At 42.4% G+C, this 25,488-nt stretch carries 21 protein-coding genes; 7 read left to right on the top strand and 14 right to left on the bottom strand.

What is annotated here, in order from left to right; genetic code table 11:
- Positions 1 to 124 precede the first annotated feature (124 nt).
- Together CJ483_RS18115 and CJ483_RS18110 are read right to left on the bottom strand one after the other, a co-directional pair.
- Complete coding sequence (locus CJ483_RS18115; RefSeq protein WP_120036482.1) at positions 125 to 316, bottom strand: ComZ family protein; 192 nt, start codon at positions 314 to 316, stop codon at positions 125 to 127.
- Between the two features lie 14 nt (positions 317 to 330).
- Entirely contained in the window at positions 331 to 1,290 is a 960-nt protein-coding gene (locus CJ483_RS18110; RefSeq protein ID WP_120036481.1) for a BMP family ABC transporter substrate-binding protein, read from the bottom strand.
- Between the two features lie 195 nt (positions 1,291 to 1,485).
- Between CJ483_RS18110 and CJ483_RS18105 the strand changes: the two genes are divergently transcribed.
- On the top strand, positions 1,486 to 1,668 hold the full coding sequence (locus CJ483_RS18105; protein ID WP_120036480.1) for a YjzD family protein: 183 nt from the start codon (positions 1,486 to 1,488) through the stop codon (positions 1,666 to 1,668).
- Between the two features lie 135 nt (positions 1,669 to 1,803).
- On the opposite strand, the gene clpB is transcribed toward CJ483_RS18105, so the two are convergent.
- Positions 1,804 to 4,401: an ATP-dependent chaperone ClpB gene (clpB, locus tag CJ483_RS18100; protein ID WP_120036479.1), complete on the bottom strand. Its 2,598-nt coding sequence runs from the start codon at positions 4,399 to 4,401 to the stop codon at positions 1,804 to 1,806.
- Between the two features lie 193 nt (positions 4,402 to 4,594).
- Here clpB and CJ483_RS18095 point away from each other — a divergent pair, with 193 nt between their 5' ends.
- Positions 4,595 to 5,407 (top strand): undecaprenyl-diphosphate phosphatase, encoded by an 813-nt coding sequence (locus tag CJ483_RS18095; RefSeq protein ID WP_120036478.1) that lies wholly within the window; start codon positions 4,595 to 4,597, stop codon positions 5,405 to 5,407.
- Positions 5,408 to 5,529: 122 nt separating this feature from the next.
- Here the strand turns inward: CJ483_RS18095 and CJ483_RS18090 are convergent, their stop codons facing one another.
- On the bottom strand, positions 5,530 to 5,838 hold the full coding sequence (locus CJ483_RS18090) for a metal-sulfur cluster assembly factor (RefSeq protein WP_049660688.1): 309 nt from the start codon (positions 5,836 to 5,838) through the stop codon (positions 5,530 to 5,532).
- Between the two features lie 190 nt (positions 5,839 to 6,028).
- On the opposite strand from CJ483_RS18090, the gene CJ483_RS18085 reads away from it, so the two are divergent.
- Positions 6,029 to 6,862 (top strand): Cof-type HAD-IIB family hydrolase, encoded by an 834-nt coding sequence (locus tag CJ483_RS18085; protein WP_120038143.1) that lies wholly within the window; start codon positions 6,029 to 6,031, stop codon positions 6,860 to 6,862.
- Positions 6,863 to 6,908: 46 nt separating this feature from the next.
- Here CJ483_RS18085 and CJ483_RS18080 read toward each other — a convergent pair whose 3' ends face one another.
- Positions 6,909 to 7,763 carry a YitT family protein gene (locus tag CJ483_RS18080; protein WP_259455710.1) on the bottom strand — a complete coding sequence of 285 codons (855 nt, stop codon included), beginning with the start codon at positions 7,761 to 7,763 and terminating at the stop codon, positions 6,909 to 6,911.
- A gap of 104 nt (positions 7,764 to 7,867) precedes the next feature.
- On the opposite strand from CJ483_RS18080, the gene CJ483_RS18075 reads away from it, so the two are divergent.
- The 3 genes from CJ483_RS18075 (at position 7,868) to CJ483_RS18065 (ending at position 10,218) form a co-directional block, all read left to right on the top strand.
- On the top strand, positions 7,868 to 8,725 hold the full coding sequence (locus tag CJ483_RS18075; protein ID WP_120036477.1) for a DegV family protein: 858 nt from the start codon (positions 7,868 to 7,870) through the stop codon (positions 8,723 to 8,725).
- 27 nt (positions 8,726 to 8,752) lie between these two features.
- Complete coding sequence (locus tag CJ483_RS18070; protein ID WP_120036476.1) at positions 8,753 to 9,244, top strand: YajQ family cyclic di-GMP-binding protein; 492 nt, start codon at positions 8,753 to 8,755, stop codon at positions 9,242 to 9,244.
- A 107-nt stretch (positions 9,245 to 9,351) separates the two neighbouring features.
- Positions 9,352 to 10,218: an SDR family oxidoreductase gene (locus tag CJ483_RS18065; protein ID WP_120036475.1), complete on the top strand. Its 867-nt coding sequence runs from the start codon at positions 9,352 to 9,354 to the stop codon at positions 10,216 to 10,218.
- Positions 10,219 to 10,289: 71 nt separating this feature from the next.
- Here CJ483_RS18065 and CJ483_RS18060 read toward each other — a convergent pair whose 3' ends face one another.
- The 8 genes from CJ483_RS18060 to CJ483_RS18025 form a co-directional block, all read right to left on the bottom strand.
- Positions 10,290 to 11,795, bottom strand: a complete 1,506-nt coding sequence (locus CJ483_RS18060; RefSeq protein WP_120036474.1) for an alpha-amylase family glycosyl hydrolase — start codon at positions 11,793 to 11,795, stop codon at positions 10,290 to 10,292.
- Positions 11,796 to 12,078: 283 nt separating this feature from the next.
- The gene (locus CJ483_RS18055; RefSeq protein WP_120036473.1) at positions 12,079 to 12,492 is read right to left on the bottom strand and encodes a YjdF family protein; all 414 of its coding nucleotides are present in this window, start codon (positions 12,490 to 12,492) and stop codon (positions 12,079 to 12,081) included.
- Positions 12,493 to 12,798: 306 nt separating this feature from the next.
- Positions 12,799 to 13,161: a YisL family protein gene (locus CJ483_RS18050; RefSeq protein ID WP_120036472.1), complete on the bottom strand. Its 363-nt coding sequence runs from the start codon at positions 13,159 to 13,161 to the stop codon at positions 12,799 to 12,801.
- Positions 13,162 to 13,236: 75 nt separating this feature from the next.
- Positions 13,237 to 14,139, bottom strand: coding sequence for a fumarylacetoacetate hydrolase family protein (locus CJ483_RS18045; RefSeq protein ID WP_120036471.1), 903 nt, complete (start codon positions 14,137 to 14,139; stop codon positions 13,237 to 13,239).
- A gap of 4 nt (positions 14,140 to 14,143) precedes the next feature.
- Positions 14,144 to 15,337 (bottom strand): DUF418 domain-containing protein, encoded by a 1,194-nt coding sequence (locus CJ483_RS18040; protein ID WP_259455709.1) that lies wholly within the window; start codon positions 15,335 to 15,337, stop codon positions 14,144 to 14,146.
- A 147-nt stretch (positions 15,338 to 15,484) separates the two neighbouring features.
- Entirely contained in the window at positions 15,485 to 19,192 is a 3,708-nt protein-coding gene (gene addA / locus CJ483_RS18035; RefSeq protein WP_120036470.1) for a helicase-exonuclease AddAB subunit AddA, read from the bottom strand.
- A gap of 3 nt (positions 19,193 to 19,195) precedes the next feature.
- Positions 19,196 to 22,675, bottom strand: coding sequence for a helicase-exonuclease AddAB subunit AddB (gene addB / locus CJ483_RS18030; protein ID WP_120036469.1), 3,480 nt, complete (start codon positions 22,673 to 22,675; stop codon positions 19,196 to 19,198).
- A gap of 146 nt (positions 22,676 to 22,821) precedes the next feature.
- Positions 22,822 to 23,439 carry a TVP38/TMEM64 family protein gene (locus CJ483_RS18025; protein ID WP_120036468.1) on the bottom strand — a complete coding sequence of 206 codons (618 nt, stop codon included), beginning with the start codon at positions 23,437 to 23,439 and terminating at the stop codon, positions 22,822 to 22,824.
- 211 nt (positions 23,440 to 23,650) lie between these two features.
- Here CJ483_RS18025 and CJ483_RS18020 point away from each other — a divergent pair, with 211 nt between their 5' ends.
- Positions 23,651 to 23,884 carry an IDEAL domain-containing protein gene (locus tag CJ483_RS18020; RefSeq protein WP_182917100.1) on the top strand — a complete coding sequence of 78 codons (234 nt, stop codon included), beginning with the start codon at positions 23,651 to 23,653 and terminating at the stop codon, positions 23,882 to 23,884.
- 129 nt (positions 23,885 to 24,013) lie between these two features.
- Here the strand turns inward: CJ483_RS18020 and CJ483_RS18015 are convergent, their stop codons facing one another.
- Complete coding sequence (locus CJ483_RS18015) at positions 24,014 to 25,330, bottom strand: M48 family metallopeptidase (protein ID WP_259455708.1); 1,317 nt, start codon at positions 25,328 to 25,330, stop codon at positions 24,014 to 24,016.
- Positions 25,331 to 25,488: the final 158 nt, after the last annotated feature.

Here is a 25,488-nt window from a genome sequence, read left to right as displayed (position 1 = left end):
CTGTTGTACTTGATTGTTGAGCTCCGCTACAACCAACAGATGAAAAAGCATCCACCTTTAACAAGTCAACAGAAAAGAGACGGCCCCACGATCATCGATGAATCGCGGGGCCGTCTCTTTTTGATTAATTATTCTCTTGCTGTGCTTCTTTTTTACCTAACTCGTATGCTTCATTCATGACGTTAAGAAACATCCCCATGAATGGTTCTATTAAATCCATAGAGAAATCTATTCCTGATTCTTTTAATTTTTCTTGTGCCTCCGGTAAGTACTTCATAGCAATTTGCATAAATTCCATATTTTTATTCTCGTTCATCTTTATTCCTCCGATTATTTATTTGGCAATTTGCCTGTTTTGATATATCGGTTAATATCCGCATTTATTTTCTTTTGAAAGACTTTGTCCACTTCCGGACTGAAAGGGCTTAAAGAAATAACTCCATCTGCAAAGTCAAAATGAAGATTACCAGATTTCAATTTTCCTTTCACAAATTGGTCGGCAACGAGTACATACAGCTGGTCTACGTGTTGTACTGTACTTGTCAAAACCGTGTCTTTGCCAAGATCCGACTGATCGGATACATAACCGATAGCATGCAAGCCATTTGCCTTTAATTTGTCGATAACAGGTACATTATAGCCATCCCCAGCTGGATAGACAACATCGGCGTCCTCAGCAATTATTTTGTCAAGCAGTTGCAGCGCCTTCTCTCTATCATCCCAGTTCTCTACATATTCTGTTGCCACACGAATATCGTTGCGTTCGAATTTCGCTCCTTCTACAAATCCTTTGACTTCCGGCTGCCATTTGTGTGTTGCTAAGATCCCGATCGTTCCTGTTTTTGAATAATGGGCTGCTGTCATCCCCCCAAAGAATCCCATTGCATGTGCTTCAAATTTTAAGCTTGTCGTATTTTTTTCATCCGCATTGCCATTAAAGCTGACAAAATGTATATCGGGATAATCTGGGGCTAGCTTATTGAAATAATCGGCGTATTCATTGCCGTGACCAAATACAATATCTACACCTTTATGTGAAAACTCCTCTACAGCTCGTTCTACTAATGCTTGGGAATTAATATTTTCCTTGTAGAAAATATCCGTTCCATAGGCATTCTGAATTTTTAACATGCCTTTATATCCATTTGTTCCCCATACTTGATCGTTAATTGTATCAGGAACGAGCAGACCGACTTTCTCCAGCTTTTTCGATTCTTGTTTTCCTGAACAGCCTGCAAGAACCATCATGAAACAAATCCCTAGTATAGCTAGTAATCTTTTGTTGAACATTTTCTTTCTCCTTTTATATACCAACACCCACCTTCCTTTATCTTAACCGTATTTATTAAGAAGAAAAAGTTTTTTCGAATAAGATAAATAAAAATGTTAAAAATACTGACAAAAATTCATTTCAAACTGTATCTCTACTGTGCTATGATTAATGTTGGCTTATATACATATCTTCTTTTGAAGGAGGGATATTTCATGCAATTCATTATGACTTTCTTCTGGACTTTCTTATTGACAGAGATGTTAACATACGTTGTCAGCTCAATGAACGGCGCTGAATTCAGCTTCATGACAGGCTTGATGCTCTCTATTATCGCAACAATTATCCTGTTTGTTCTTTCTACATTAATTACAGACGATCATGCTGAACAGCATTAAATTACAAAAACGGCTGCCCCAAGCAGCCGTTTTTGTTTTTATAGCCGAGCTTCGCCTATAGCACCAGGCTGACTAAAAATGCTTATCTTTTGAAGCGCGGAGGTTTGTTGCTGTTATAAAATAGCTGCTTTCCGTTTACCTGATAATTAGCTCTCCGTTCTCCACATCAACAATCGCTTCACTGTGAGGAAGGATCAATCCGGAAATAATCGCCCGGGCAAGCTTCGTTTCAATTTGGTGCTGGATAAAACGTTTCAATGGCCGCGCCCCATATACCGGATCAAACCCCTCTTTCGCGATAAATTCTTTCGCTTCTTCTGTAAGCTTCAGATTGATTTGCTGATCTTCAAGCCGCTTCTTTAAATCATTAACCATCCGCTCGGCGATGCCTTTAATATTTTCCAAGCTTAACGGTTTAAAGAGAACAATGTCATCTACGCGATTTAAAAACTCAGGACGGAAATGGTTCCGCAGCTGCCGCATGACTTTCTCTTTCGTTTCTTCCTGGATTTCGTCTTCATTTTCTTTGCGATCAAGCAAATAGTCAGAGCCGATGTTAGATGTCATGATAACCACTGTATTTTTACAATCGACAGTTCGGCCCTGCGAATCAGTTATTCGTCCGTCATCAAGCATTTGCAGTAAGATATTAAACACTTCTGGATGCGCTTTTTCAATTTCATCAAGCAGTACAACGGAATACGGCTTTCTGCGCAATGCTTCTGTCAGCTGTCCTCCTTCTTCAAAACCGACATATCCGGGAGGTGCACCGATCAAGCGGGAGACCGCGTGTTTTTCCATATATTCCGACATATCGATACGAATCATTTGCTCTTCACTATCAAACAATGTATTAGCGAGCGTTTTGGCCAGCTCTGTTTTACCAACACCAGTTGGCCCTAAGAAAATAAATGAACCAATGGGCCGATTCGGATCTTTAATTCCTGCACGTGCACGGAGTACAGCGTCGCTCACTAACTGAACCGCCTCGTCTTGCCCAACAACCCGCTCGTGCATAATACTCTCTAAGCGCAACAGTTTTTCCCGTTCTCCTTCCACAAGCTTTGTTACAGGAATACCCGTCCAGCGGGCGACAATATCAGCAATCTCTTCTTCGGTCACTTCTTCACGCAACAAACGGTTATCATTTTGATTGGCTCTTTCCATTTCCTCTTCCAAATGGACAAGCTCTTTCTCAACAGCTGGAATTTTACCGTGGCGCAGCTCTGCAGCTTTGTTCAAATCATAGCGGCTTTCCGCATCCTCCAGCTCTCTTCTCAACTTTTCAAGCTGCTCCCGCTTTTCCTGTACTCGGCCAATGGCTTCCTTTTCTGACTCCCAGCGCGCCCTCATTTCATTCGCTTTTTCCTTTAAATTAGCGAGCTCTTCCTGCAGTTGCTCAAGCCTTTCTTTGCTTGATACATCCGTCTCTTTTTGTAATGCTGCTTCTTCAATCTCCAACTGCATAACACGGCGAGTCACTTCATCCAGTTCACTCGGCATCGAGTCAATTTCTGTACGGATCGTAGCACAGGCCTCGTCAACTAAATCAATCGCTTTGTCAGGTAAAAAACGATCGGTAATATACCTGTTAGATAGGACAGCAGCAGCAACGAGCGCCCGGTCATGAATCTTTACTCCATGATGGATTTCAAACCGTTCCTTTAAGCCCCGTAAAATTGAAATCGTGTCTTCCGGTGTCGGCTCCTGAACAAGTACTTGTTGAAACCGACGCTCTAATGCCGGATCTTTCTCAATATACTTCCTATGCTCTTCAAGCGTTGTCGCCCCAATACAATGCAGCTCTCCACGTGCAAGCATCGGCTTTAACATATTACCGGCATCCATAGCCCCCTCAGTTTTTCCAGCTCCAACAATCGTATGCAGTTCATCAATAAACAGCAGAATCCGTCCTTCACTCTTCTTTACTTCATTTAAAACTGCCTTTAGTCTTTCTTCAAATTCTCCGCGAAATTTTGCTCCCGCGATAAGGGCACTCATATCAAGAGCAAAAATCGTTTTATCTTTTAGTCCTTCCGGTACGTCCTTGCGAACAATTCTTTGTGCCAATCCTTCAACAATAGCGGTCTTTCCCACTCCCGGTTCACCAATCAGCACTGGGTTGTTCTTTGTTTTTCGGGAAAGGATCCGGATAACGTGACGAATTTCGTTGTCACGTCCAATCACTGGGTCCATCTTTCCTGAGCGGACTTCCTCCACTAAATCACGTCCATATTTCTTTAACGCTTCATAGCCTGCTTCTGGCTGCTGTGATGTCACTTTTTGATTCCCCCTTATCTCTTTAATGGCCTTATTGATCTTCCCTTTTGTCAGCTGTTCTTTTTGTAGAAAACTTTTTGTCGCATAATCAGCTGCATCGGCAAGAACAGAAACAATATGTTCAACAGAAAGGTACTCATCTTCCCACTTTTCCTTCAGCCGTTCTGCTTCATTTAAAACAGACTGAAGGGCGGTCGAAAGGTAGGCTCCATACTTCACATCAGTGCCAGCAATCGATGGCTGCTTTGAAAGCTCCTCCTGGAGAAATGCCCGCCATCTTGCATCATCACTACCCGACCGTTCAATAATCCGGGACATCAAGCTGTCCGGCCGATCAATAAGCGCCAGTAGAAAATGGGCAAGATCGATTTCCGTATGCTTATTTTTCTCAGCTGCCTTTTGAGCCTGAGCTAGTGCTTCTTGTACTGACAATGTCATTCTTTCAATGTCCAAATCGCTTTCCACCTCTTTTGACCTTTTTTGACCTTTTCTAAATTATATGGCTTTACAATGTAAAAAGTAAAGCATAAAGCCAGTAAAGGAAATATTGTCCACAAACGAATCATATATAAAGAATATCTTTATACTTTCTTTCCCAACCATGCTACATTATAAAAGTAAAAAGAATTAAATGGAGGAGGCTGTATTGGAAAACACTTATTTGCTACTAAAATATTTGTTTTTGGGTTTGTTTCAAGGCTTTACTGAACCGATTCCGATCTCTTCAAGCGGGCATCTTCAATTGGCCAAGCACTTTTTTGGCATCGAAATTAAAGGGCTGTCTTTTGAACTGCTCGTTAACTCGGCGTCACTGCTTGCTGTGTTGGCTGTCTATCGCTCAGACATTATACGGCTCGCTTCTAACGGATTTCATTACATAAAAGACCGTAATCCGGAGGATCGCTCCGAGTTTATGTTTATCGTATACTTGCTTATCGCCACTATTCCCGCCGGTATAATCGGTATTGTATTCGGCGATTTTATTGAAGACAAGTTGTCGTCCGTACGTACGGTAGCTATTACGCTTATCATCACAGGAATCGCTCTCTGGACGATTCGTAATTTAAGAGGACGCAAAAATGACGGCGATATGAGAGTAAGAGATGCCGTGATTATCGGCTGTGCCCAGGCAGTGGCTCTTATCCCTGGAATCAGCCGTTCTGGAGCAACCATTGTTGCTGCTATGGGACTTGGCATGAAGCAGGAAACAGCTCTTCGTTTCTCTTTCCTTCTGTTTATTCCTGTCAGTGTCGGCGGCATGATTTTAAGCTTTTCAGATATTCTGCAAGACCCTAACTTGCATCAGTTGGCTATTCCCTACACAGTGGCTTTTATTGGCTCGTTTGTCATGTCTTATTTCTCATTAAAATGGTTTATGAACATTATGGCGCAAGGAAACTTGAAATACTTTGCCATCTACTGCTTTATCGTTGGCCCACTCGTACTGCTGTTTCTCTAATTCAAGACATTGATTCTAATCCGAACACAGCCCGCCTTCTAACACCTAATCTCAGGTTTCTTAATAGGAAAATAGAAAAAGCACCCGCTTGATCAAGCGAGTGCTTTTTCTTTCTTACTTTATTATTGAATACCAAGAGCAATTTTAGCATAGCGTGACATCATATCCCGTGACCATGGTGGATTCCAAACGATATCAACTTCTACCTCTTTTACCTCGGGAATATCTGCGAGTGCAGCTTTCACTTGGTCAACGATAATGCCAGCAAGCGGACAGCCCATTGATGTTAATGTCATCGTTACTTTTGTTTTTCCTGCCTCATCCATATCAACATCATATACCAACCCAAGGTTAACGATGTCAATACCAAGCTCCGGGTCAACGACTTGCTCTAGCGCCCCTAAAATATTTTCCTTTAAATCCTGATCCATGCTTTTTTCCTCCTTCAAGCTTTGGCTTATCCCTATCATAACAAAGCAGTGGACAAATTAGCACCTTCCATGCTTATTTTCCAACAAACAGGTAAATTTCATGTAAATATCTATGCTTCATTGGACATAAGTATTAAATTAAGCGTACACTTAAGGAAGAGAAACCATGAAAGGGAGTGTCTGCGGGTCAATGGCTGAAAAACATTTAATTGTCGTCGATTTAGATGGAACACTGCTTACGGATGATAAACAAATCTCCTCCCGTACAAAAGAAGTGCTAAAAAAAGCAATGGAGCAAGGACATGAAGTAATGATTGCTACTGGTCGTCCTTATCGCTCCAGCGGCCTTTATTACAATGAGCTAGGTCTTGTAACACCCATCGTGAATTTTAATGGGGCTTTCGTCCATCATCCTAGAAATAATAGCTGGGGAATCTACCATGAACCAATGGACTTGAAAACAGCTTCTGAAATTGTGGAAGCCTGCCATGACTTTGATTTCCATAATATTATTGCGGAAGTGCAGGATGATTTGTACTTTCACTATCATGATGAACGGCTGATTAATCTGTTTAATTTAGGAGATCCGGCTATTACTAGCGGCGATTTGCGTCGGATGCTTAATGATGACCCTACCTGCATGCTGATCCACGCCACTGAAAAAACAGCTCCGCTCATTCGTGATCACCTAAGCGAGGTTCATGCAGAAGTCATTCACCATAGACGCTGGACTGCCCCGTGGCATGTGATTGAACTTGTTAAATTAGGACTAAATAAAGCAGTCGGCATTCAACGGGCCGCAGCTGATTTGAACATCCCTAGGGAGCGGATTATTGCTTTTGGCGATGAGGACAACGATTTGGAAATGATTGAATATGCCGGAACTGGAGTGGCTATGGGCAATGCTATTAATGAACTAAAAAATATCGCCAATGAGGTCACATTAACGAACGAAGAAGATGGGGTGGCTGCCTTCTTAGAATCCAAATTAAATCTCGCCATAGATAAAAAATCTGCGATTTAAAGAAAGCCGGGTTGCACGCTATGCTTGCGTACAAGCCGGCTCTTTTTTAATCCTTTCTGAAGAAACCAAAAATGCCTGCTGTTTCTACAATATTGGTAAAAGCATTCGGATCTACTTCTTTTATGATTCGTTCCAAATCGTAAAGCTCGTATCTCGTAATAACAATCATCAGCATTTCACGTTCCTTGCCTGAAAAAGCTCCCTTTGCCGGCAGGGCGGTGATCCCCCGCACAAGTTTGGCATGGATCGCCTTCTTGACCTCTTCGGATTTATCAGTAATAATCATAGCAGTTAATTTAGCGTGACGGGTATGGATCGCATCGACTACACGTGTGGAAACGTATAACGCTACCAATGTATAGAGGGCTTTTTCCCAGCCAAAGATTAAACCTGCGAGCAAGATAATAATCCCATTCATGACGAGAAAATAGTTTCCGATTGGCCGGTCCTTCATCCTTGAAAGAATCATGGCAACGATATCAAGACCGCCAGTTGATGCCCCCCACTTTAGCGTTAAGCCAACACCGGTTGCTCCAATGACTCCACCGAAAACTGCATTTAAAATAATGTCTTGTGACACAGCTTTTACAGGGATGAGTTCAAGGAAAATGGTAGAAACAACAACGGACAAAAAACTAAAAATGGTAAACGTCTTTCCTACTTTCATCCAGCCAAGAATCGCTACCGGAATATTTAATAAGATGAGTAAAAATCCTACAGATACATTAATCGGTGTAAAAGAAGTAAAAATGTTTGACAGCAGCTGAGCCACGCCTTGAAATCCACTTGCATACACATTAGCTGGGATTAAGAAAAGATTCATGGAAAGCGCGTTTAAAAACGCCCCAATAATGACGATAATGACTTTCTTTGATAAACTCCAAACTGATTCTTTTACCAATTTCTCTCCTCCTTGTTCTACTGCCAGGCAGTTCAGATTAAATTTAATTGTTATTTTTCGATGAAGCCTTTACAATTATTACAGATAAAGGGGGTATTCAACAAATGAAGCTATTCGCTGATTCAGGCTGTGATCTGCCGCTCCATTTTTTCGAAAAACATCAGGTCACACTCATTCCGCTTCATGTTCATTTGTACGGTGAAGATTATGAAGATATAAAAGGCATCGATCCCAAAGAAGTATACCAGGCTATTCGCCAAGGTGAAATGCCAAAAACGTCCCAAATCTCCCCACTTTTGCTTGAAAAATTATTTACGGAACTTGCCGAAAGTGGAGAGCCCGGTATTTATCCTGCCTTCTCTTCTGCCCTCTCCGGTACATATCAAACTGCTGTGATGGTTCGCGATCAAGTAAAAGAAAAATATGCTGACCTTGACTTAACCATCATTGATACAAAGGCTGCTTCCTTAGGCTATGGATTAATCATCATGCAGGCAGCCGATTGTCTGCAAAAAGGGTGGCCGAAAGAAAAAATCATATCGGATATTGAATTCCATTGCCAACACATGGAGCATATTTTCACCGTTGAGGATCTTGGTCACCTTGCCAAAGGCGGCAGGCTCTCCAACGGAGCTGCTTGGATTGGCGGGCTATTAAATATTAAGCCGATTCTACATGTGGAAGAAGGCAAGCTTGTACCTATCGAAAAAATCCGCGGCCGCAAAAAGGCGTTTAATCGCATGCTCAATATTATGGAACAGCGCGGCGAAGATCTTAACAAACAACGGATTGCTATTAGCCATGGTGATGATCCCGAGGCAGCAGAACTGCTTAAATCAATGATTAACGAGCGTTTTCACTGTCAAGAGATTTTTACCCATATTATTGGTTCAGCAATCGCTTCCCATGCAGGACCCGGAACAATTGCCTTGTTTTTCTTAAATAAAACACCATCCTCATAAAGATAACAATAGAAAGGCGGAAAAGATATGTCTAAAGAAAATTCATTTGATATTGTTTCAAAGGTAGACTTTTCAGAGGTGTCAAATGCGATCACTCAAGCATTGAAAGAAATCCAAACCCGTTATGATTTTAAAGGGAGCAAAAGTGATCTTTCCCTCGATAATGAAGAAATTGTTCTCACTTCAGATGACGAGTTCAAGCTTGATCAATTGAAAGATGTTTTGCTCAGCAAATTGATTAAGCGGTCTGTACCTGTAAAAAACCTTGATTATGGAAAAATAGAAGGTGCATCAGGCGGCACTGTTCGCCAGCGTGCCAAACTCGTACAGGGAATTGATAAAGAGACAGCAAAGAAAATTAATTCCTTGATTAAAGACAGCGGGTTAAAAGTAAAATCACAAATTCAAGGAGACCAGTTGCGTGTCACCGGAAAAAACAAAGACGACCTACAAAAAATCATGTCTATGGTCCGTGAAGCAGATTTGGCTGTAGACGTACAATTCGTGAATTTCCGTTAATGTTCATTTTGATCGGTTGGGGATACCCAACCGGTTTTTTTATGATTAAACCTCCACACTCTGGGTAAAGATACATTGGATATAGAATTTGTACAAGGAGTGATTGGATGAGTCAACAAGAACAAAAGAAAACCTTTCCGAAACAGCATCAGGACGTTCATTCGGGAAAAACAGAGTTAATGCATCCGAAACCTGATCATATAGACAGCAGCTATAAAGGCAGTGGAAAACTTGAAGGCAAAAAGGCGTTGCTGACCGGAGCTGATAGCGGGATTGGCCGGGCAGCAGCTGTTTATTTTGCCCGAGAAGGTGCAGACGTTGCTATCGTTTATTTAGAGAATCACGAAGATGCAGAAGAAACGAAGAAACTGGTTGAAGAAGAAGGCCAGCAGTGTTTGCTTATTTCAGGGGATATCGGCTCTGAGGATTTTTGTAAAGAAGCCGTCCAAAAAACGTTAGATGCCTTTGGCAAGCTCGATATTCTCGTCAACAATGCCGGTGAGCAGCATCCACAGGAAAGCTTGCTTGATATTACAGCAGAGCAGCTGGAAAGAACATTCCGCACGAACATTTTCGGCTATTTTTATATGACAAAAGCTGCTCTTCCTCATTTAAAAAAAGGAGCTAGTATTATTAATACAGCTTCTATTACAGCATACAAAGGAAATCCGTCATTAATTGATTATTCGGCGACCAAAGGAGCCATTGTCTCATTTACTCGTTCTCTTGCCGGCTCTCTTGCTAAAGACGGCATCCGCGTAAATGGCGTAGCCCCTGGTCCTATTTGGACACCATTGATTCCTTCTACCTTTTCAGCTGAAAAAGTAGAAAAGTTCGGTGCTGATACACCGTTCGGCCGTGCTGGTCAGCCGGTTGAACTGGCACCTGCTTATGTCTTTTTAGCAAGCAATGATTCAAGTTATATTTCCGGACAAATGATCCACGTAAATGGTGGTACTATTGTAAACGGATAATACAAAAAAGGACTGCACAAAAAGCCAGCAATGATCAGCTTTTTGGCAGTCCTTCTTTATTAAGAATTGCCTTAATCCTGTTTCCGGGATGCTCTTCCCCGTTTCCATACAAGATAGAGAAAGACCATAAAAATAACATAAACTGCAGCAAGAGCTGTGATAAATAATTTATTCACTCCGGCTTTTTCAGTAAGTGCATAAACTTCCGCTTTCTCTCTATCAAGGATAAGCGAAAACTTCTCTTCTTCTGGACGGGCCAGTCCCCCTTCAAGCAACCCTCGCAATTCTTTGTTGCGGTCGAGTTCCTCAGCAGGAATGGTAACCTTTTGAGTTTTATTTGAATTATTGATAGCGACGATTAACGTTTCATCTTTGTATTGACGCTTAAACACTGTCATTCCATTCTTGTCATAAATCGGTTCATAAGAGCCGCGGGTTAATGCTGGAAGTTCCTGGCGCAATCCGCCGATTTTTTTTATGTAATCAACGAGCTCCTGATCTTCTTTAAAACCAAGCAGGCGATGGCTTGTTGGTCCTTCTTCACCGTTAAGCGCTACTTCCGACCCGTAATAGACAACCGGTACTCCTGGCATCGTATACAAATAGGTTAAAGCCAGCATCCAACGTGTACCTGGAAACATATTTTCCTCTACTGTCTTCTTGGTAAAGCGCGCCGTCTTGTTGGAATCTAAATAGTTCGCCGATAGTAAGGCTTTCTCCCCCGCTGCCTCCTTGACAAGTGCCGCACTTTTGTCAGACGGCTGCTTGATGTTTTTAAATTGCTCTTGAAGCTGGGCAGCAAGATTCGTATTCATTACACTATCGAGCCCTGATTGTTCAAAACGTTTGATATCTGTCTTTTCGTTGTTTCCGCCAAGTAAAAAGAAGTTTTTCTTTTGCTGCTTCAATTCGGCAGAAAAATCGGACAAGAAAGAAAGAGGCGCATCAGCAGAATCACTTATGTAGTAACCGTCTACCTTTGCTTCCTTCATCCACCATTTACCGGCTTTGACCAGCTCTTGCTTGACTGCCTTATTTTCAAGATTTAATACAGCCATTTGTCCAAGCCATTCTTCCTCTGTCTTACCGCTTTTCGTTACAAACCAATCCGCCTTGGCTGATTCCTTCGTCCACGGATGAGATGGACTCACTTTCGTAACAGGGAAATCGACAATAACTTTCATGTCACGGTCGTGGGCTTCTTTAATGAGATGATTCAATTCCTTTATGGAACCAAACTGCTGATTCGGTTTATAAAAATCGGTAATCCAGTAACCATGATATCCACCCTTGGCATTCTCAAAGACCGGGCTAAGAATAATAGAAGTAAAGCCCATATCCTTCAGATAATCTAGCTTATCAGCTGCACCGGCGAAATCTCCACCTTGATAAGCACGCAGATCATGATTATTAATCTCTTTATCATTTTTGCTATCACCGTTATGAAAGCGATCGGTCATTATATAATACATTGTTTCATCTTGCCACGTTCGTTCTTCTTTTTCTACAGCGCTAACAGGAAAGGCGTATAAAAGAAGAAACGGCAATAAGACGAGCGAAAATAATTTCTTTTTCACTTCCGCTTCCCCCTCCGATAAATGATCGTACCGCTTTTAAGATTACGCTTTTCCGGGACAGCCGTCAAACGCAAAAAAGAAAGTTCAACAAATCTACAATAAATCAGCGAGAAAACAGACAGTTCCTAAAAAGGTTTTATCTGTTATTCAGTTTAAGAGGCAGTCTTCCCCCATAGAGTCTATCTTCTAATACCAGACCTGTGCTCTTCTATTACACCCGTTTAATTAAAGCATATAAGAAAAAATAACTGGCTGTTCAACAGCCAGTTATTTAAAGTGTACCTTATTTCCCCTTGTGTTTATTTTTAGCCTTTTGGATTTTCAGGTCTCTTTTAAACTGCTTGAGCTCATCTTTAATTTGTTTTGTTTTACCCGATTTTTCTTTCTTGCGCTGGGCATATTCTTCTTTAATGGCTTCCTGGGCTTTCGTAGAAATCCCCGACTGTTTCATTTCCTTTGCGACCATTCTCTGAAGCCTTTTCGGATTTACTTTTCTTGGCGCATCCTGTTGAATGGTTATTCCCTTTTGATCGTGCCTCTCAATGAACCTTAGCAAATCCTTGTTAACAAAATCCATTATTTCTTGCTCTTTCGGTTCTGCGCCAAAGATATAACGATAAGCTTTAAGGGTGTTTTGAGATACCACTTCAATGATCCCTACATAAAATTGACCATTATAAGAAATGGTTAGTTTCATAATAGGTCCCTCCTCTAAAAGTAATTAGAACGACGGACATCCCGAGGAGGGGAAGGTTACTTACAGCAAGGACTGCTGCATCCGGACTACCAACCGGATCGTGTTTTTTCATTCCAACTCTATTATATAATTAATTCCATTAAAGTAAATAGACTCTTATATTTAGATAAAAATAACAGCCGTATGAGCAGGCATTCCTGGAACGATAAAAGAAATACTTTTTTATGAGCAGCTCTGCTCAGCCTGCAATATCTTGAACAAAAAAAGGCTGTACCTGCTGAAATAACAGGTACAGCTTTCTTAATATTAGGCAAAGAAATTCAAGCCCATCGGCAATTTAAACCCTAAGTAAAGAGTAATAATCAGCAAAACAATTGCACCGATCAATACCTTGCTCGTGTCTTTTCCTTTTTTCTTGCGGACAAGCACCATTTCCATTAGTCCGATTGTCAGGATACCAGCGAGCATTTTCATGCCATAGAGCATGTCATTAATGCCATGGTGTCTAATAAAGAGCAGAAAACCAGTTATTAATACCAATACATAAAACAATCTTAATGCCATATGAGCACCCGTGGAATATCTGCTAACAGCGATAAAAAATAAAATAATCGCGATCACCCAAGTTGTAATATGTAAATGGGTACTGTTAAAAAATAAGCTTTCCATGTCAGCCCCCTCCTTTCTGCTTTTCTTTTCTAATAGTATCATTTTGGCAGAAGAGAAGGAAATATTGTGCTAAGATTATTGGACTTTGTTTAATAATGTACCAATTTGTTCAATATTAATTTCAATCGTATCCCCTGACTTCAAAAGACCTGGAGGATTCATCCCCTGTCCTACTCCTGCCGGTGTACCTGTAGCAATCACATCTCCGGGCTCGAGGGTCATGCCTTTTGATAACGTGGAAATAATGTCATCAATCGGGAAGATAAAGTGCTTCGTGTTCGATTGCTGACGAACTTCTCCGTTCACTTTCGTTTCTATATCCAAGTTGTGTGGATCTTCAACTTCGTCTTTCGTCACAATCCACGGTCCCATTGGGCAAGTGCCATCTAAGCTTTTTCCGAGGAAAAATTGCTTGTGCCGCTTTTGGAGATCACGCGCTGTCACATCATTAATAATCGTATAGCCAAAAATATAGTCAAGTGCATCCTCTTTTGCAATGCTCTTGCCTTTTTTGCCAATGATCACTCCAAGCTCTCCTTCATAGTCAAGCGCATTGGACAATTCCTCATAAGCCGGAATTGACTCATTGGCTGCAATCACAGCAGTTGGTGCTTTCGTAAATACCATGAGTTCTGTTGGAATACTTTCTTCGCCACCCATTTCAATGGCATGATCACGATAATTTTTTCCAATACACATAATGTTCTTTGATGGGCGCGGGATTGGAGCGAGCCATTCCACCCCTTTTACAGAAACAGCTGCCGCTTTCTCTTCTCCTTCTCCGGCCGCTTCCATCCACTGCTTTACTCGTTCTGTAAGATCCGCAGCTGAGGCAATCGCTTCAAGCAGTGTATCAGGAAGCGTTCTCTCCCCCGTTGCACTTTCTTCTAACGCCTGCAAATTCCAAATTGTCCGTTCTTTCTCCACATAAACGCCATATGTTTCCCTTTGATTAACACGATAACTGACCAATTTCATCACTTTATCCCCCTTTAGTGATCATCTTTTTTTCTTCTCTTTGGGACCCATAAGTAAATTTCCTCCACAAGGTTTCCATCGGGCCCCTCTTAAACTTGGACAGCCAAAACTCAGAAAAGATTACTTGACCGGCAAAGATAGCAATCGCTATCCAAACACCAGTTGAAAGCTGTATTTGTCCATATAGGCCCATCCCGTAATGATAGAAAATCAGCGTGCCGATTACCGATTGCAGCAAATAATTAGTTAATGACATTCTACCGGCCGCCGCCAATGGCTTCAAAAGCCTACTTGCCTTATCCATGGAACTGATTCCTATTACAAGTGCTGCATAACTGACAGCGAGAAGCGGTCCCCCAATCGAATCCTGAATATACACATAAGCAAGATTAGAATCAATCATATAAGGCAGTGCTTTTAAAGTAATTCCTGCTACAAAAAAAGTAATAAAAGCAGTAAAAGCAACTTTAGGACGTGCCTGTCCTTTTGTAAAGACCCTTAGTTTTTGAGCGCCTGCCCCGATCAGAAAGTGTGGGAAGATGGTGATCAGCTGTACCCAGAAAGTAGCTGGTTCATTTCCCATAAGCCAGTCTGCCGCCCGCTGTTGCGTGATTTCAGCAAAGGTGCCGCTGCCGTAAGCAGCAATCGAATTCTCAATGCTTGCTATATCTGTCCAGTGCACAGCACTCGTTGGGTCCACTACTGACGCAAGAACGAGCAACATGCTAAGAAATACGTTCGGTAGTAAGAGCAATATGCTACCTATGATAATTAATATTTTTCCAGAAAGCCGTAAAAACAGCAACAGAAAAAGTCCAAAAACAGCGTAATTTATTAATATGTCACCTGGCCAAATTAGAAAAGCATGGATCATTCCAATGACTAATAGAAAAGAAAAACGACGGATACCTGCCGGCACAAATGACTGGCCTCTTTCCATAGCATTCTCCCTTTGCATAGCCGTCCCGAAACCAAACATCATTGCAAACAGCGGATAAAAACTTGCCTGCACAAAAATATCAATCCAACGGTAATGCCAAAAGTTTTCCGGTTCCTTCCACCATTCGAAAGGATCATAGTAAAAATAAGGTGAATGAAAAGAAATCATATTAACTAAAAAAATCCCCAAGAGTGCCAAACCACGCAAACTGTCTAATGTGGTGATCCGCTCTTCGTGTTTCAATGGAGTTAACTGCACACTCGCCTTTCCCCTTTCCTCTTTCCATTATCGTTTTCATCATATCATTAAAATGAAACAAACAGGAGAAGATAGTTTCTCTTTAACTCTCCCTCATAAAAAAGCTGCCCCAAGCCTATTAGCTTTAGGACAGCTTCAATCAACCCATCAATCTATTGACAACAAGTGGCCTCCATCGAAGAAGAAGAGCAGCTTATGATCTACTTTTCGCTTCCAGATTTGTTCAATAGCCTGAGCATATAACTGAATTTGCACACGGTAGCGTTTCTCCAGAACCGCACGGGCTTGTTCAAATCCTCCCGAAAAGCATCCGGCGATTTGATCTGTTTTATAATCGAGCAGATACAATTCCCCGTCTTTTTCAAATAAGCAGTCAATTACACCTTGAACCAAAACGGCTTCGTCAGAGCCATTCCAGTCAGAATAGATCTCATTGGCTCCTATTCCCATATTGAACGGTGTCTCTCTATAGACTTCTTCGGCCTGTAACAATTTTTGTCCAATGTCAGTTTGAAAAAAGAAAACAATCTTTTCTGGATCGACAGCTGCGGCTTGTTCATCTGTCAGTAATTCCCGGGAAATGAGTGTTTTCAACAGCTGTTCAACTTCTGCAAGCTCTGGCTCTTTACCAAGAGAGACATGCTGCATGACCGTATGAAGCGCCGTTCCCGCTTCGGCTGCCGTAATCGTCTTTTTCTGCATAAATGCCGGCCGCCGGAAAATCGGCCGTTGATAATGGCGGGCAAGATCGTTGCTCGCTCCCTCATTAAAAATTTCATTCATGCGCTTTAAATCAGAGACAGACTGCTTTGAGCGCAAATGGGTGGCTGGCTCATACTTATATGCCCAATTCATCCGCGCTTCTATTTCATCCTTAAACAATGATGAAATAGGCACATGCTTGTAGTTTTGAACCTTTTCAAGCAAGCCCCCGCTCTCTTCTGCCTCTTCAAATCCCATCGGCTGAAGTGTCTCAGCGCCAACTGTTTGAATGGTCCATTTAGATGAATCATTATCAAATATTACCGAGCGGCTTTGCGCTGTTCCAGTATAATCAAGATGGCGGACGAGCGATGGGCCGATCCAATCTAAGTAAGATTTAGCTGAAACTCTTGATGCATTGCTTAAAATCCATTCTGGGTTCTTTGCTGCCCTTTCCCATTTATCCATCTCTTTGGAAGCACTCTTTACAGAACCAAGCAGGAAGAGCTTTTCTTTCGCTCTCGTTAACGCAACATACAATACCCGCATTTCTTCAGCAAGCAATTCAAATCGTTTTTTTCGCTTTAAGGCAAGCTGCGGCAACGAAGGATAGCTGATCCGCTTTTCTGCATGCACATATTTTGTACCGATGCCGAGCTCTTTATCTAGCAAATAGCTTTTAGATAAGTCCATCGTGTTAAATGGCCTGTTCAGGCCGGCAACGAAAACAACCGGGAATTCCAATCCTTTGGATGCATGGATCGTCATCAGGCGGACAACATCTTCCTGTTCACTTAAAGCACCCGGTTCCCCTAAATCTTCTCCTCGTTCCTGCATTCGTTCTACGAAGCGCAGAAAACGAAATAACCCACGGAAGGAAGTGTCTTCATATTGGCGCACACGGTCATATAAAGCATGTAAATTGGCCTGTCTTTGCTTCCCTCCCGGCATACCGCCGACAAAGTCGTAAAAGTGAGTATCATGATACAGCTGCCATACGAGGGCAGACAAAGCGCCATGACGACCAAGCGAGCGCCAGCCTGACAGCTTTTCAAGGAATTTACTTACCTTCTCATGCAATTCTCCATCATGCGGTTCAGGCCGACTGGAGACAAATGATTTTACCGCTTCGTAATAAGAACCGGATTTGGACGCAAGCCGGATCACTGCTAGATCATTCTCCGTACAGCCTACAACCGGAGAGCGCAAGACGGAGGCAAGAGGAATATCCTGGTAAGGGTTATCAATTACCTTCAGCAAAGAGATCATAACAGTAATTTCCATAGTTTGAAAATAACCACCTGAAACTTTGGCATGAAGGGGAATGCCTGCGCGCTTAAATTCCTCCTTAATGGCCCCGGCCCACGTCATAGAGCGTAGCAGAATAACAATGTCACGATATTCTATCGGCCGCTCACTTTCTGTTTTCGGATCGTAGACAGGATGCCTTGATTCAATGAGTTCCTTAATCTTCCCTACTATCCATCTTGCTTCCAACTCAGACTGCGCTGCATCTTTCATCTCCGGATCTTCTGAATACCCCTTCGCCTCTTGATCAATAATGGTTACTTCCACTGGAAATGGCCTTTCCTCCGGATAAGCGGCTCCTTTCACCAATTCAGCCTGACGATCATACTCAATTTCACCGATTTTCACATCCATGATCTGCTTAAATAAAAAATTCGTTCCTGACAGCACTTCTGCACGGCTGCGAAAATTTTGTGCTAAATCGATGCGCAGTCCGCTGTCTTTCCCGTCAGTTGAAAACCGCCGATATTTGCTTAAAAATAAATTCGGCTCCGCCTGACGGAAGCGGTAAATGCTCTGCTTGACATCTCCTACCATGAAGACGTTGCCGTTTTCTTCTCCGCCTGTTTTGAGCAGCTGGACAATTGACTCTTGGACGATATTAAAATCCTGATATTCATCGAGGAAAATTTCTTTAAACTGCTGTTGATAAGCATGGGCCGCTTCAGAAGGCCCTCCGTTCTCTCCCGTCAAAATAGCGAGCGTAAAATGTTCAAGATCGCTAAAATCAACGATGCCTTTTTCCAGCTTGACTGCCTGAAATTTATCGGCAAACCGCTGGATAAGATGAGCAAGCGCCGCAATAATTCCCTTCATTTCCTGCATGTTGCTTACATAGCTTTCCGGCTGATGCGAAAAATATTCCTCCTGCAGCTTTTCAACAATCTTTTTTGCTTCTGTTCGCAAATGCTTCGACTGTTCTTTCAGCTCCTCGTCATACTCTTCTCCCTTATAACTCTTTATCGTCTTGAATGTAACTGCCTGCATCTCCTCATAAAGCTCTTGCCAGGAAGGTAGCGCTTGGCGGAGTCGGCGGACCATCTCTCGCTCGTTCATAAACATTTCTTCTCGCGGAGCGGGACCTCCCGGCATTTGAGCCATTTCAAGACATTCTGTCAGCATCTCCTCTGCCGCTTCAAGCTGGAGGCCTATATAGAACTTTAACGTATGAATAAACGGAAGGTCATCAATCGCTTTGGCTTCGCCACTTACATCGTACATTTGTGAAAGTCCATTAAGCCATTCATCCGGACGTGGGTGCGACTGAGAAAAGTCATATAGCGTTTGAATCATTCTTTGAAGTTCTTCGTCGCTACGATCACTGGAGAAAGAGTCAACGAGCCGGTAAAAGTCTTCATTGTCTTCTTTCCCGTATTCCTCTTCCATAAAGTCATCCAGCACTTCGTCACGAAGGAGTGTCAGTTCTCCTTCATCAGCAATTCTAAAAGCAGGATCAATATCAATTAAGTAATAATACTTACGAATGACTTCCAGACAAAAGGAGTGAAGGGTGGATATCGGCGCTTTATTCAGCAACGTCAGCTGTCGGCGCAGGTGATTCGATGACGGATCTTTTTCCATTTCCGCTTCCAATGCAGTGCCGATCCGATGGCGCATTTCAGCAGCTGCTGCATTCGTAAAAGTCACAATAAGCAGTTCATCAATATTCACTGGTGCTTCCCGGTCAGTAATTTTCCGAATGATCCGTTCCACCAGAACAGCGGTCTTTCCGGAGCCGGCTGCGGCAGCAACAAGGATATCCCGCCCCTTTGCTGTAATAGCTTTCCACTGGTCATCCGTCCACGAAACATCTGTCGGCTTATCAGGTATGATTAGTTCACTCATACTTTATTGGCCTCCTTTCTTTAAATCTTCGAGAATATCTTTCTTAGGTAGAATAAGCCGGTAATTGTTCTCTTCAAGCGCCTCATCGAATTGGCAAACTGGACGGTATGAACAGAAACCACATGGCGTATTCTCTTTATATTGATAAGGGGCAATACTCACTTCTCCACTGACGATCTCATCCCCTGATTGCTGATATAGTTGACGCACGTGCTGCCTCATGCCATCGAATGCTTTCCTATCAGCGGTTTTTGAAAATCTTTTATCGAGCTTGCCTGTTTTCGTGAAAGCAACGGGAATAATCGGAGATGCCCCTTCACCTAAATCAGCATCCATAAGCTGGAGCGCCTCATCTTCTCCAAGAATCAGCCCATTCATTTTAAATCTCTTAAATAATTCACGCTCAATTTCATCCAGAGTCAGCAGCTTCTTACTGCTAATGAAAGGATTATGCACATGAAAATACAGCACTCCTGCCGGATGGGCTTCAGTCCCAACAAGCTGTGGAGAATACGTCCAAATAATATCCAAATACGTCAGCATCTGCAGGGCAATTCCGTAGTAGACCTCCGTTAGATCCAAATCGCGTCCGCTTGACTTATAATCGATGACTCTTAAGTAAATGCCATCCTCGCCTTTGGCCTGGTCAACCCGGTCAATACGTCCGGCGAGCGCCATTCTTGTGCCATTTTTCAACGTGAATGCGAGTGGCGGCAGCTTTTCTCCAGGGCCAAATCCAAGTTCAAGACCGACAGGAGAGAATCCGCTCGCTTTTGCGTGTCCACTCAGCGCATAAGACGCCCTCCAAATAATTTGTTCCAGCTTCCGGGTTAAATAAAGGTGACGGTTAGAGCTCAATAAAATTTGGTTCTGCAATTGTGGGGCCAGCTGTTTTACCGCTTCGCCGGCTAACTTCCGGCACTGTTCTTTTGACAGCTGAGACCATTTTAACCCCCGTCTTTCCACTTCATCAGCAATCCACTTTAACGCTCCATGGAACAAATTGCCGATATCCGGTGCCTGCAGCCGGAAAATCTCCCGGTCTCTAAGCTTTAGTCCGTGCTGGGCAAAATGAGAGAATGGACAGCTATTAAACATTTCCATTCTTGTCACACTGGCCAGTATTTCTTCCCCATACAACTCTGTGCTGGTTGTCTCTTCGAGCGGCTCTGTATCATTTTTATAAAATAAGCTGGACAGCACCCGCTTCGCTTTTTCCTTCTGCCCGGGGTGATCAATGTAAAAGTTATACACATCCCACCAAAAGTCATACATTGGATAATGAAGACGTTTCAATTGCAGACGGGAAGCTAAATAAGACAGTGTAGGATCAGGATGGCAGACGTATTGCAGCTGTTCCGCTTCGCTCAGTTCAGACGGTTCATTAACAAACAGCCGTTCCTTCATTGTCGGGAATAACTCTTTTATTCTTTTAATATAAAAGGACGGCAGCAGTGTTTTCCCTTCATCATCTGCAATTGGGTAAGAAATATAAAGACGGTTAGCTGAAACAGTAAATGCACGGTAAGCTGTAAACTCTTCATCAAGCATTCTTTGCCTGCTGCTGAGCGCAAGCTTCATTCCATCTGCAAGCAGGCGCTCCCGGTCTTCATCTGCTAAAATCCCGCTTTCCATTTGTCTTGCTGGCAACACACCATCATTTACGCCGAGAATAAAAGCCGCCTCTACATCACTAAGACGGGAAAGCTCTAGATTCGCTACTGTCACTTGATCCGCAGCCGGTGGTACGATGGCAAATTCCATTGCTTCTAGCCCCGCATCGATAATGGCAGAAAACTTTTTCAACGTCATTTCTTCCTCGCCAAGTACCTCTACATATTGATCAATCATTTCCATGACTGCGTTCCAAGCCTGGTTATGTTCTCTCGCTGTAACGAGGTCGCCCCCTTCTTCTGCTTCCAAACTAAACGTTTCGAGTTTCTCAGGGATATAGAGCTCTTCCAAATACAGATAAAGCGCCTCCCCGTATTCTCTACCTGTCTTCGCTTTCTTAAGCCTGCGGGACAAACGAGAAATGGGATCGGCAATAAGTCGTCTTACTTCATTTAACTCAGCTTCTGTTTCTCTTTCTTCATCCGTTTGCACCTTATTTATCTGTTCAAGCCCTCTGAATCGGCGATAACCCCAATTTTCCTTCTCTGCCCAGCGCTCTCCTTTGATTCCGTAAGCAAGTACGTAGTTCTCAAGATGGTCCGCCTTTTCGCGAAGCACCTGCCAATTTTCATCTTTCGGGAACAGTAAATCCGTTTTTACTACGCGGAACACAGACTCATACCGCCAATTGCTGTTGATTGTCTCCACAGTGGCACGGATCAGTTCAATGAGGGGATGGTTCATCATTGGACGCTTCTGATCAATGAAAAATGGAATCTCATAATCTCGAAACACGGTTTCTATCAGCTGCTGATAGTCTTTGCCGTTACGAACAAGGACAGCCATTCGCTTGAACCTCACCCCTTCTTCACGAGCAAGCTTGCGAATTTCTCTTGCTATTCCTTCCACCTCTGCTCTTCTGCTTGCCGCCTTAATTAGACAGAGATTATCAGATGGTCTAAATGGAACAGGCGGACGACGGTCAAAGTAGGCTTCCAAGTGTTTCAAGCTCTCCTCCTTATACCGTTCTCCTTCTTTTAAAATAATATCTTTCTCCACTTTAATGCCGTTTGTCACTGCCAATTCATACACGCTGGCATATGTATCACCAGTCAGGCGGAATAAATGTGTATCCTCTGGCGGCGCCGATCGAAACGGAGCATCCACTGTTAACGCAATAGTTACCTTTTTTGCCTGCTTCATTAGCTGCTGTAATACGGCATATTCCTGCGGAGTAAAGCTATGAAAGCCGTCCACATATATTTCTGCCTTTTTTACATAGTCAGAGACAGTTGCAGCTTCCCCAAGCAAGCGTAAATAATCTTCCGAGTCTACATATTTGCCAATTAGCGCTTCTTCAAAATCACTGTAGATTGTCTGCAAATCATGAAGCTTATCGGTTAGCGCTTTTGCTCCTCCGCTTCTCTCAAGCTCTTCCTGCTTCTCGGCTAATTCCTCCGGTGTCACACAGTAGCGTTTAAACTCCGTGAGCATGTTCTCCACATGGCTGATAAACCCATTTTTTCCAGCTGCCCCAGCAAATATCTTTAACTCCTCTTTTTTGTCTTCAATAATTTTCCGAATGAGCATATTTAAACCTGAAGAAGAAATATGCTGCCTGCTCATTCCTCCCGTTTCCTGCAGCACGCGCCAGGCAAGCCTCGTAAAGCTGTAAACTTGAGCGCGAATGATCCCGCCAAGCTCCGGATCTGATGCTAATGTGTATTCTGATAAAAAAGTCATTTGTTCCGGCACAAGATAAATAATAGGATCACCAATCGGTTGTTCTTTCACTCTATCTTTTATTGTTTCAAGCATTCGTCTCGTTTTGCCGGTACCTGACCGGCCAATTATAAATTGGACAGACACATTCTTTCCCTCCAGTAAGTTCCAGACACTCTACCTATAGCTGCATAGCTTATCCTTTTATCTTAATACAGATCATACGTTCTGTCACCTTCATTGACTAAAAAGCAAAGAGCTCAAAAAAAGAGCTGACTGTTTAGCCGCTCTTTCTAACCTCTTTCTCTTTCTCTTCCTTCCTTTTGATTCAAATGCCTCTCCACTTGTTTTCCAACTGCCCACAAAACAAAAATGACAACACCTAGAATAGCTGTACGCCCTGGCTCTTTGATCAATGAGAAAAAATCGTAGCCAATAAAACTAATAGTAAAAATCATAACGGCCTTTCCTGCCATTACCGCCAACAAATACTGCCTGACGCTGATATGGGATAATCCTGCGACAATATTGACAATAGCAGAAGGGGTAAACGGAAAACATAAAAGTAAAAAAACGGGTCCAAAACCATGGCAGTCTACCCAATTCATTAATTTTCTCACTTGGCGGTGTCTATGCAAAAAAGAGAGCAGCTTACGCTGGCCATAATTCCGAATAAATAAAAAAACAAGAAAGGCACCGGTAACCGATCCTCCCCATGACAGCAAAAATCCCCACCATAATCCGAAGGCGCTAGCATTTGCCATGACAAAAACAACAAGAGGCAAAAAAGGAAAAAACGCTTCAATTAATGGAAGAAAAAAGCCAGGAATTGGCCCAAATGATTCATATTTTTGAATAAGATCCATTATATTTTCAAGTGTAAACCACTCTTTCAGGCTGGTAACATTCATGTTTGGTGTACCCCTTACATCCGTTGACGTTCGATTTTTTTTATTTTACCACAATGAAAGGTATAACCTTAATTGAAGAGTCTTAAACAGACTTAGAGGCAGACATTTATTCTATTATCTCAATAATAGTTTTCTAAATATTTTAAAAGTTTTGGTTGATTACTTTTGGGGTATCACATATAATAAGAAAAAGGTATCTGAGGTGATGAAAATGGAAAACAACAATTATTTTGCCGAAATGATGAAGTCCCCGATGCCGCGTGAACAAGTAAAAAATGCAACAGCTGCTTACATTGACAATTTGCTTAATGACATTTTGTTTAAACAGGAAAAACACAAGCTAATGAAAGCGATCGATCAGTCCCTGGATGAAGGAAACCGTCAATTATTTATCGAATTATCAGCCCAGCTAAATGAATTAGAGGAAAAATTTAAAACTAATTAATCCTTCTCTAAGCTAATCCTCTTTAATATTAAACTCCCCTTATGTCGATAAGACACTGGATCGGAGGCTGATTCGAAGAAAAACAAATACATGGCACCTCTTTGTAAAGAGGCGCCATGTATTTGTGGGTCAGTCCCGGCTTTTTTGAGCGCTTGCACCGCTTCTCTCTTCCATTTTCTTTCCCTTTTGGTCCGGTAGCGGATACGTTTCTATCATATAAAGTCTTTCAACCATCGCTGGATGGCTATACCTAAATATTTTCACAAGCCCTGGAGGCTCTATTTCTGACAGCCCTTCCCGGGCAAGCTTCTGAAAAGCGCTAATGGCGGCTTCTTTATCACGAGTCATTTCAATGGCATAAGCATCAGCCTGCCGCTCTTCAAATCGGGAAATTGCATTCGAAAGAGGGCTCGAGGCAAATACCATGAACGAAACCACAAGTAAAAACAAAGGCAGGGTCCTTAGCTGGGACAACTCCTTAATCTTCAGCTTCTCCCCATGTTTTCTAACCGCCCACTCCATCCATTTGGCTGCAAGCCAAAATCCAAAAAAAGCAAAAACCAGGTAGCTGCCGATCCCAATGTAAATATGTTTTTTTACGTAATGAGCCATTTCATGAGCCATCACAAATAAAACTTCTTTGTCATCCAGTTTCTTTAGCGTGGTATCCCATAAGACAATCCGGGCATTTCCCCCTATTCCGGTAACATAAGCGTTCAGGGTATTGGTTTCTTTCGACTTATTTACTTCGTATACGTGATCTGCTGGAATGGCTGCTTTATCCGCAAGGTTCAAAATTTTTGCCTCCAACTGCTTGTCTTTTAACGGGTAAAAGTCATTGTAAAGCGGATCAATTACTACCGGCTGCACATACATCATAAAGATGGTAAATGGCACAAACAATGTCCACGCAGCCAGCCACCATTTTTTCTTGAATTTCTTCATTAAGGCGTACAGGACAAACACAAGAATGAGCATAATGGCGTAGCTAACCCAAAAGTCGATGATTTCATTTCTCATCCATTGTGGAAATGTTTGAGCCGAAATTTTGTAAACTTTTGAAAAGTGGTAACCAATATACTGGAAAGGAAATGCAAGCAAAAATGTCAGCACCGATAAGTAAAACAGGTAAATAGCTGTCTGTCCAAATGAAAAACGTACAGTTTGCTTGGACCATTCTTCAAATTTCTTTGAAAGGCCGAAAATCAAGATAAAGAAATAAACAAGCCACTCATATGGGACGCTGAGAAAAAATAAAAAGTTCTTCACTGTTGAATATTCTTTTCCTAAAGCTTGTTCTGCCTTGCTCAAGAAAGCAGAAGGGTCGGCGCTTGTCCCTTTATAAATCTCCGGAAGTTGTCCAGAGGCCATTCCATATAGATAATAATAAATGGCCAACGCAAACAGACCATACCCAAGTAAAGCTAATACAGCCCACTTTTTCAATGCCCGCCTCACTCCTTTCTGTATCCTCTATTATATTTAATATACAAGCTGTCCAGTTAGAACAGAAAAACAGAATTGTTCACCCAAGCTGTTTATTAACTGGGGGCAAATGAGAGATTATTCTAGCACTTTGTCCACAAGCATGTAATCTTATTCAT

The organism is Bacillus sp. PK3_68, assembly GCF_003600835.1.
Lineage (GTDB): Bacteria > Bacillota > Bacilli > Bacillales > Domibacillaceae > Pseudobacillus.
The sequence above is the reverse complement of the archived record's forward strand: the minus strand, read 5'-3'. Positions and strand labels throughout refer to the sequence as shown.

Excerpts from the sequence above, each read along its gene's own strand:
- CJ483_RS18115 (WP_120036482.1), bottom strand. The coding sequence starts at position 316 with ATGAACGAGAATAAAAATATGGAATTTATGCAAATTGCTATGAAGTAC.
- CJ483_RS18025 (WP_120036468.1), bottom strand. The coding sequence starts at position 23,439 with ATGAATGTTACCAGCCTGAAAGAGTGGTTTACACTTGAAAATATAATG.
- CJ483_RS18070 (WP_120036476.1), top strand. The coding sequence starts at position 8,753 with ATGTCTAAAGAAAATTCATTTGATATTGTTTCAAAGGTAGACTTTTCA.
- CJ483_RS18065 (WP_120036475.1), top strand. The coding sequence starts at position 9,352 with ATGAGTCAACAAGAACAAAAGAAAACCTTTCCGAAACAGCATCAGGAC.
- CJ483_RS18020 (WP_182917100.1), top strand. The coding sequence starts at position 23,651 with ATGGAAAACAACAATTATTTTGCCGAAATGATGAAGTCCCCGATGCCG.
- CJ483_RS18090 (WP_049660688.1), bottom strand. The coding sequence starts at position 5,838 with ATGGATCAGGATTTAAAGGAAAATATTTTAGGGGCGCTAGAGCAAGTC.
- addA (WP_120036470.1), bottom strand. The coding sequence starts at position 19,192 with ATGAGTGAACTAATCATACCTGATAAGCCGACAGATGTTTCGTGGACG.
- CJ483_RS18055 (WP_120036473.1), bottom strand. The coding sequence starts at position 12,492 with ATGAAACTAACCATTTCTTATAATGGTCAATTTTATGTAGGGATCATT.
- CJ483_RS18085 (WP_120038143.1), top strand. The coding sequence starts at position 6,029 with ATGGCTGAAAAACATTTAATTGTCGTCGATTTAGATGGAACACTGCTT.
- CJ483_RS18110 (WP_120036481.1), bottom strand. The coding sequence starts at position 1,290 with ATGTTCAACAAAAGATTACTAGCTATACTAGGGATTTGTTTCATGATG.
- CJ483_RS18105 (WP_120036480.1), top strand. The coding sequence starts at position 1,486 with ATGCAATTCATTATGACTTTCTTCTGGACTTTCTTATTGACAGAGATG.
- CJ483_RS18045 (WP_120036471.1), bottom strand. The coding sequence starts at position 14,139 with ATGAAATTGGTCAGTTATCGTGTTAATCAAAGGGAAACATATGGCGTT.
- CJ483_RS18050 (WP_120036472.1), bottom strand. The coding sequence starts at position 13,161 with ATGGAAAGCTTATTTTTTAACAGTACCCATTTACATATTACAACTTGG.
- CJ483_RS18075 (WP_120036477.1), top strand. The coding sequence starts at position 7,868 with ATGAAGCTATTCGCTGATTCAGGCTGTGATCTGCCGCTCCATTTTTTC.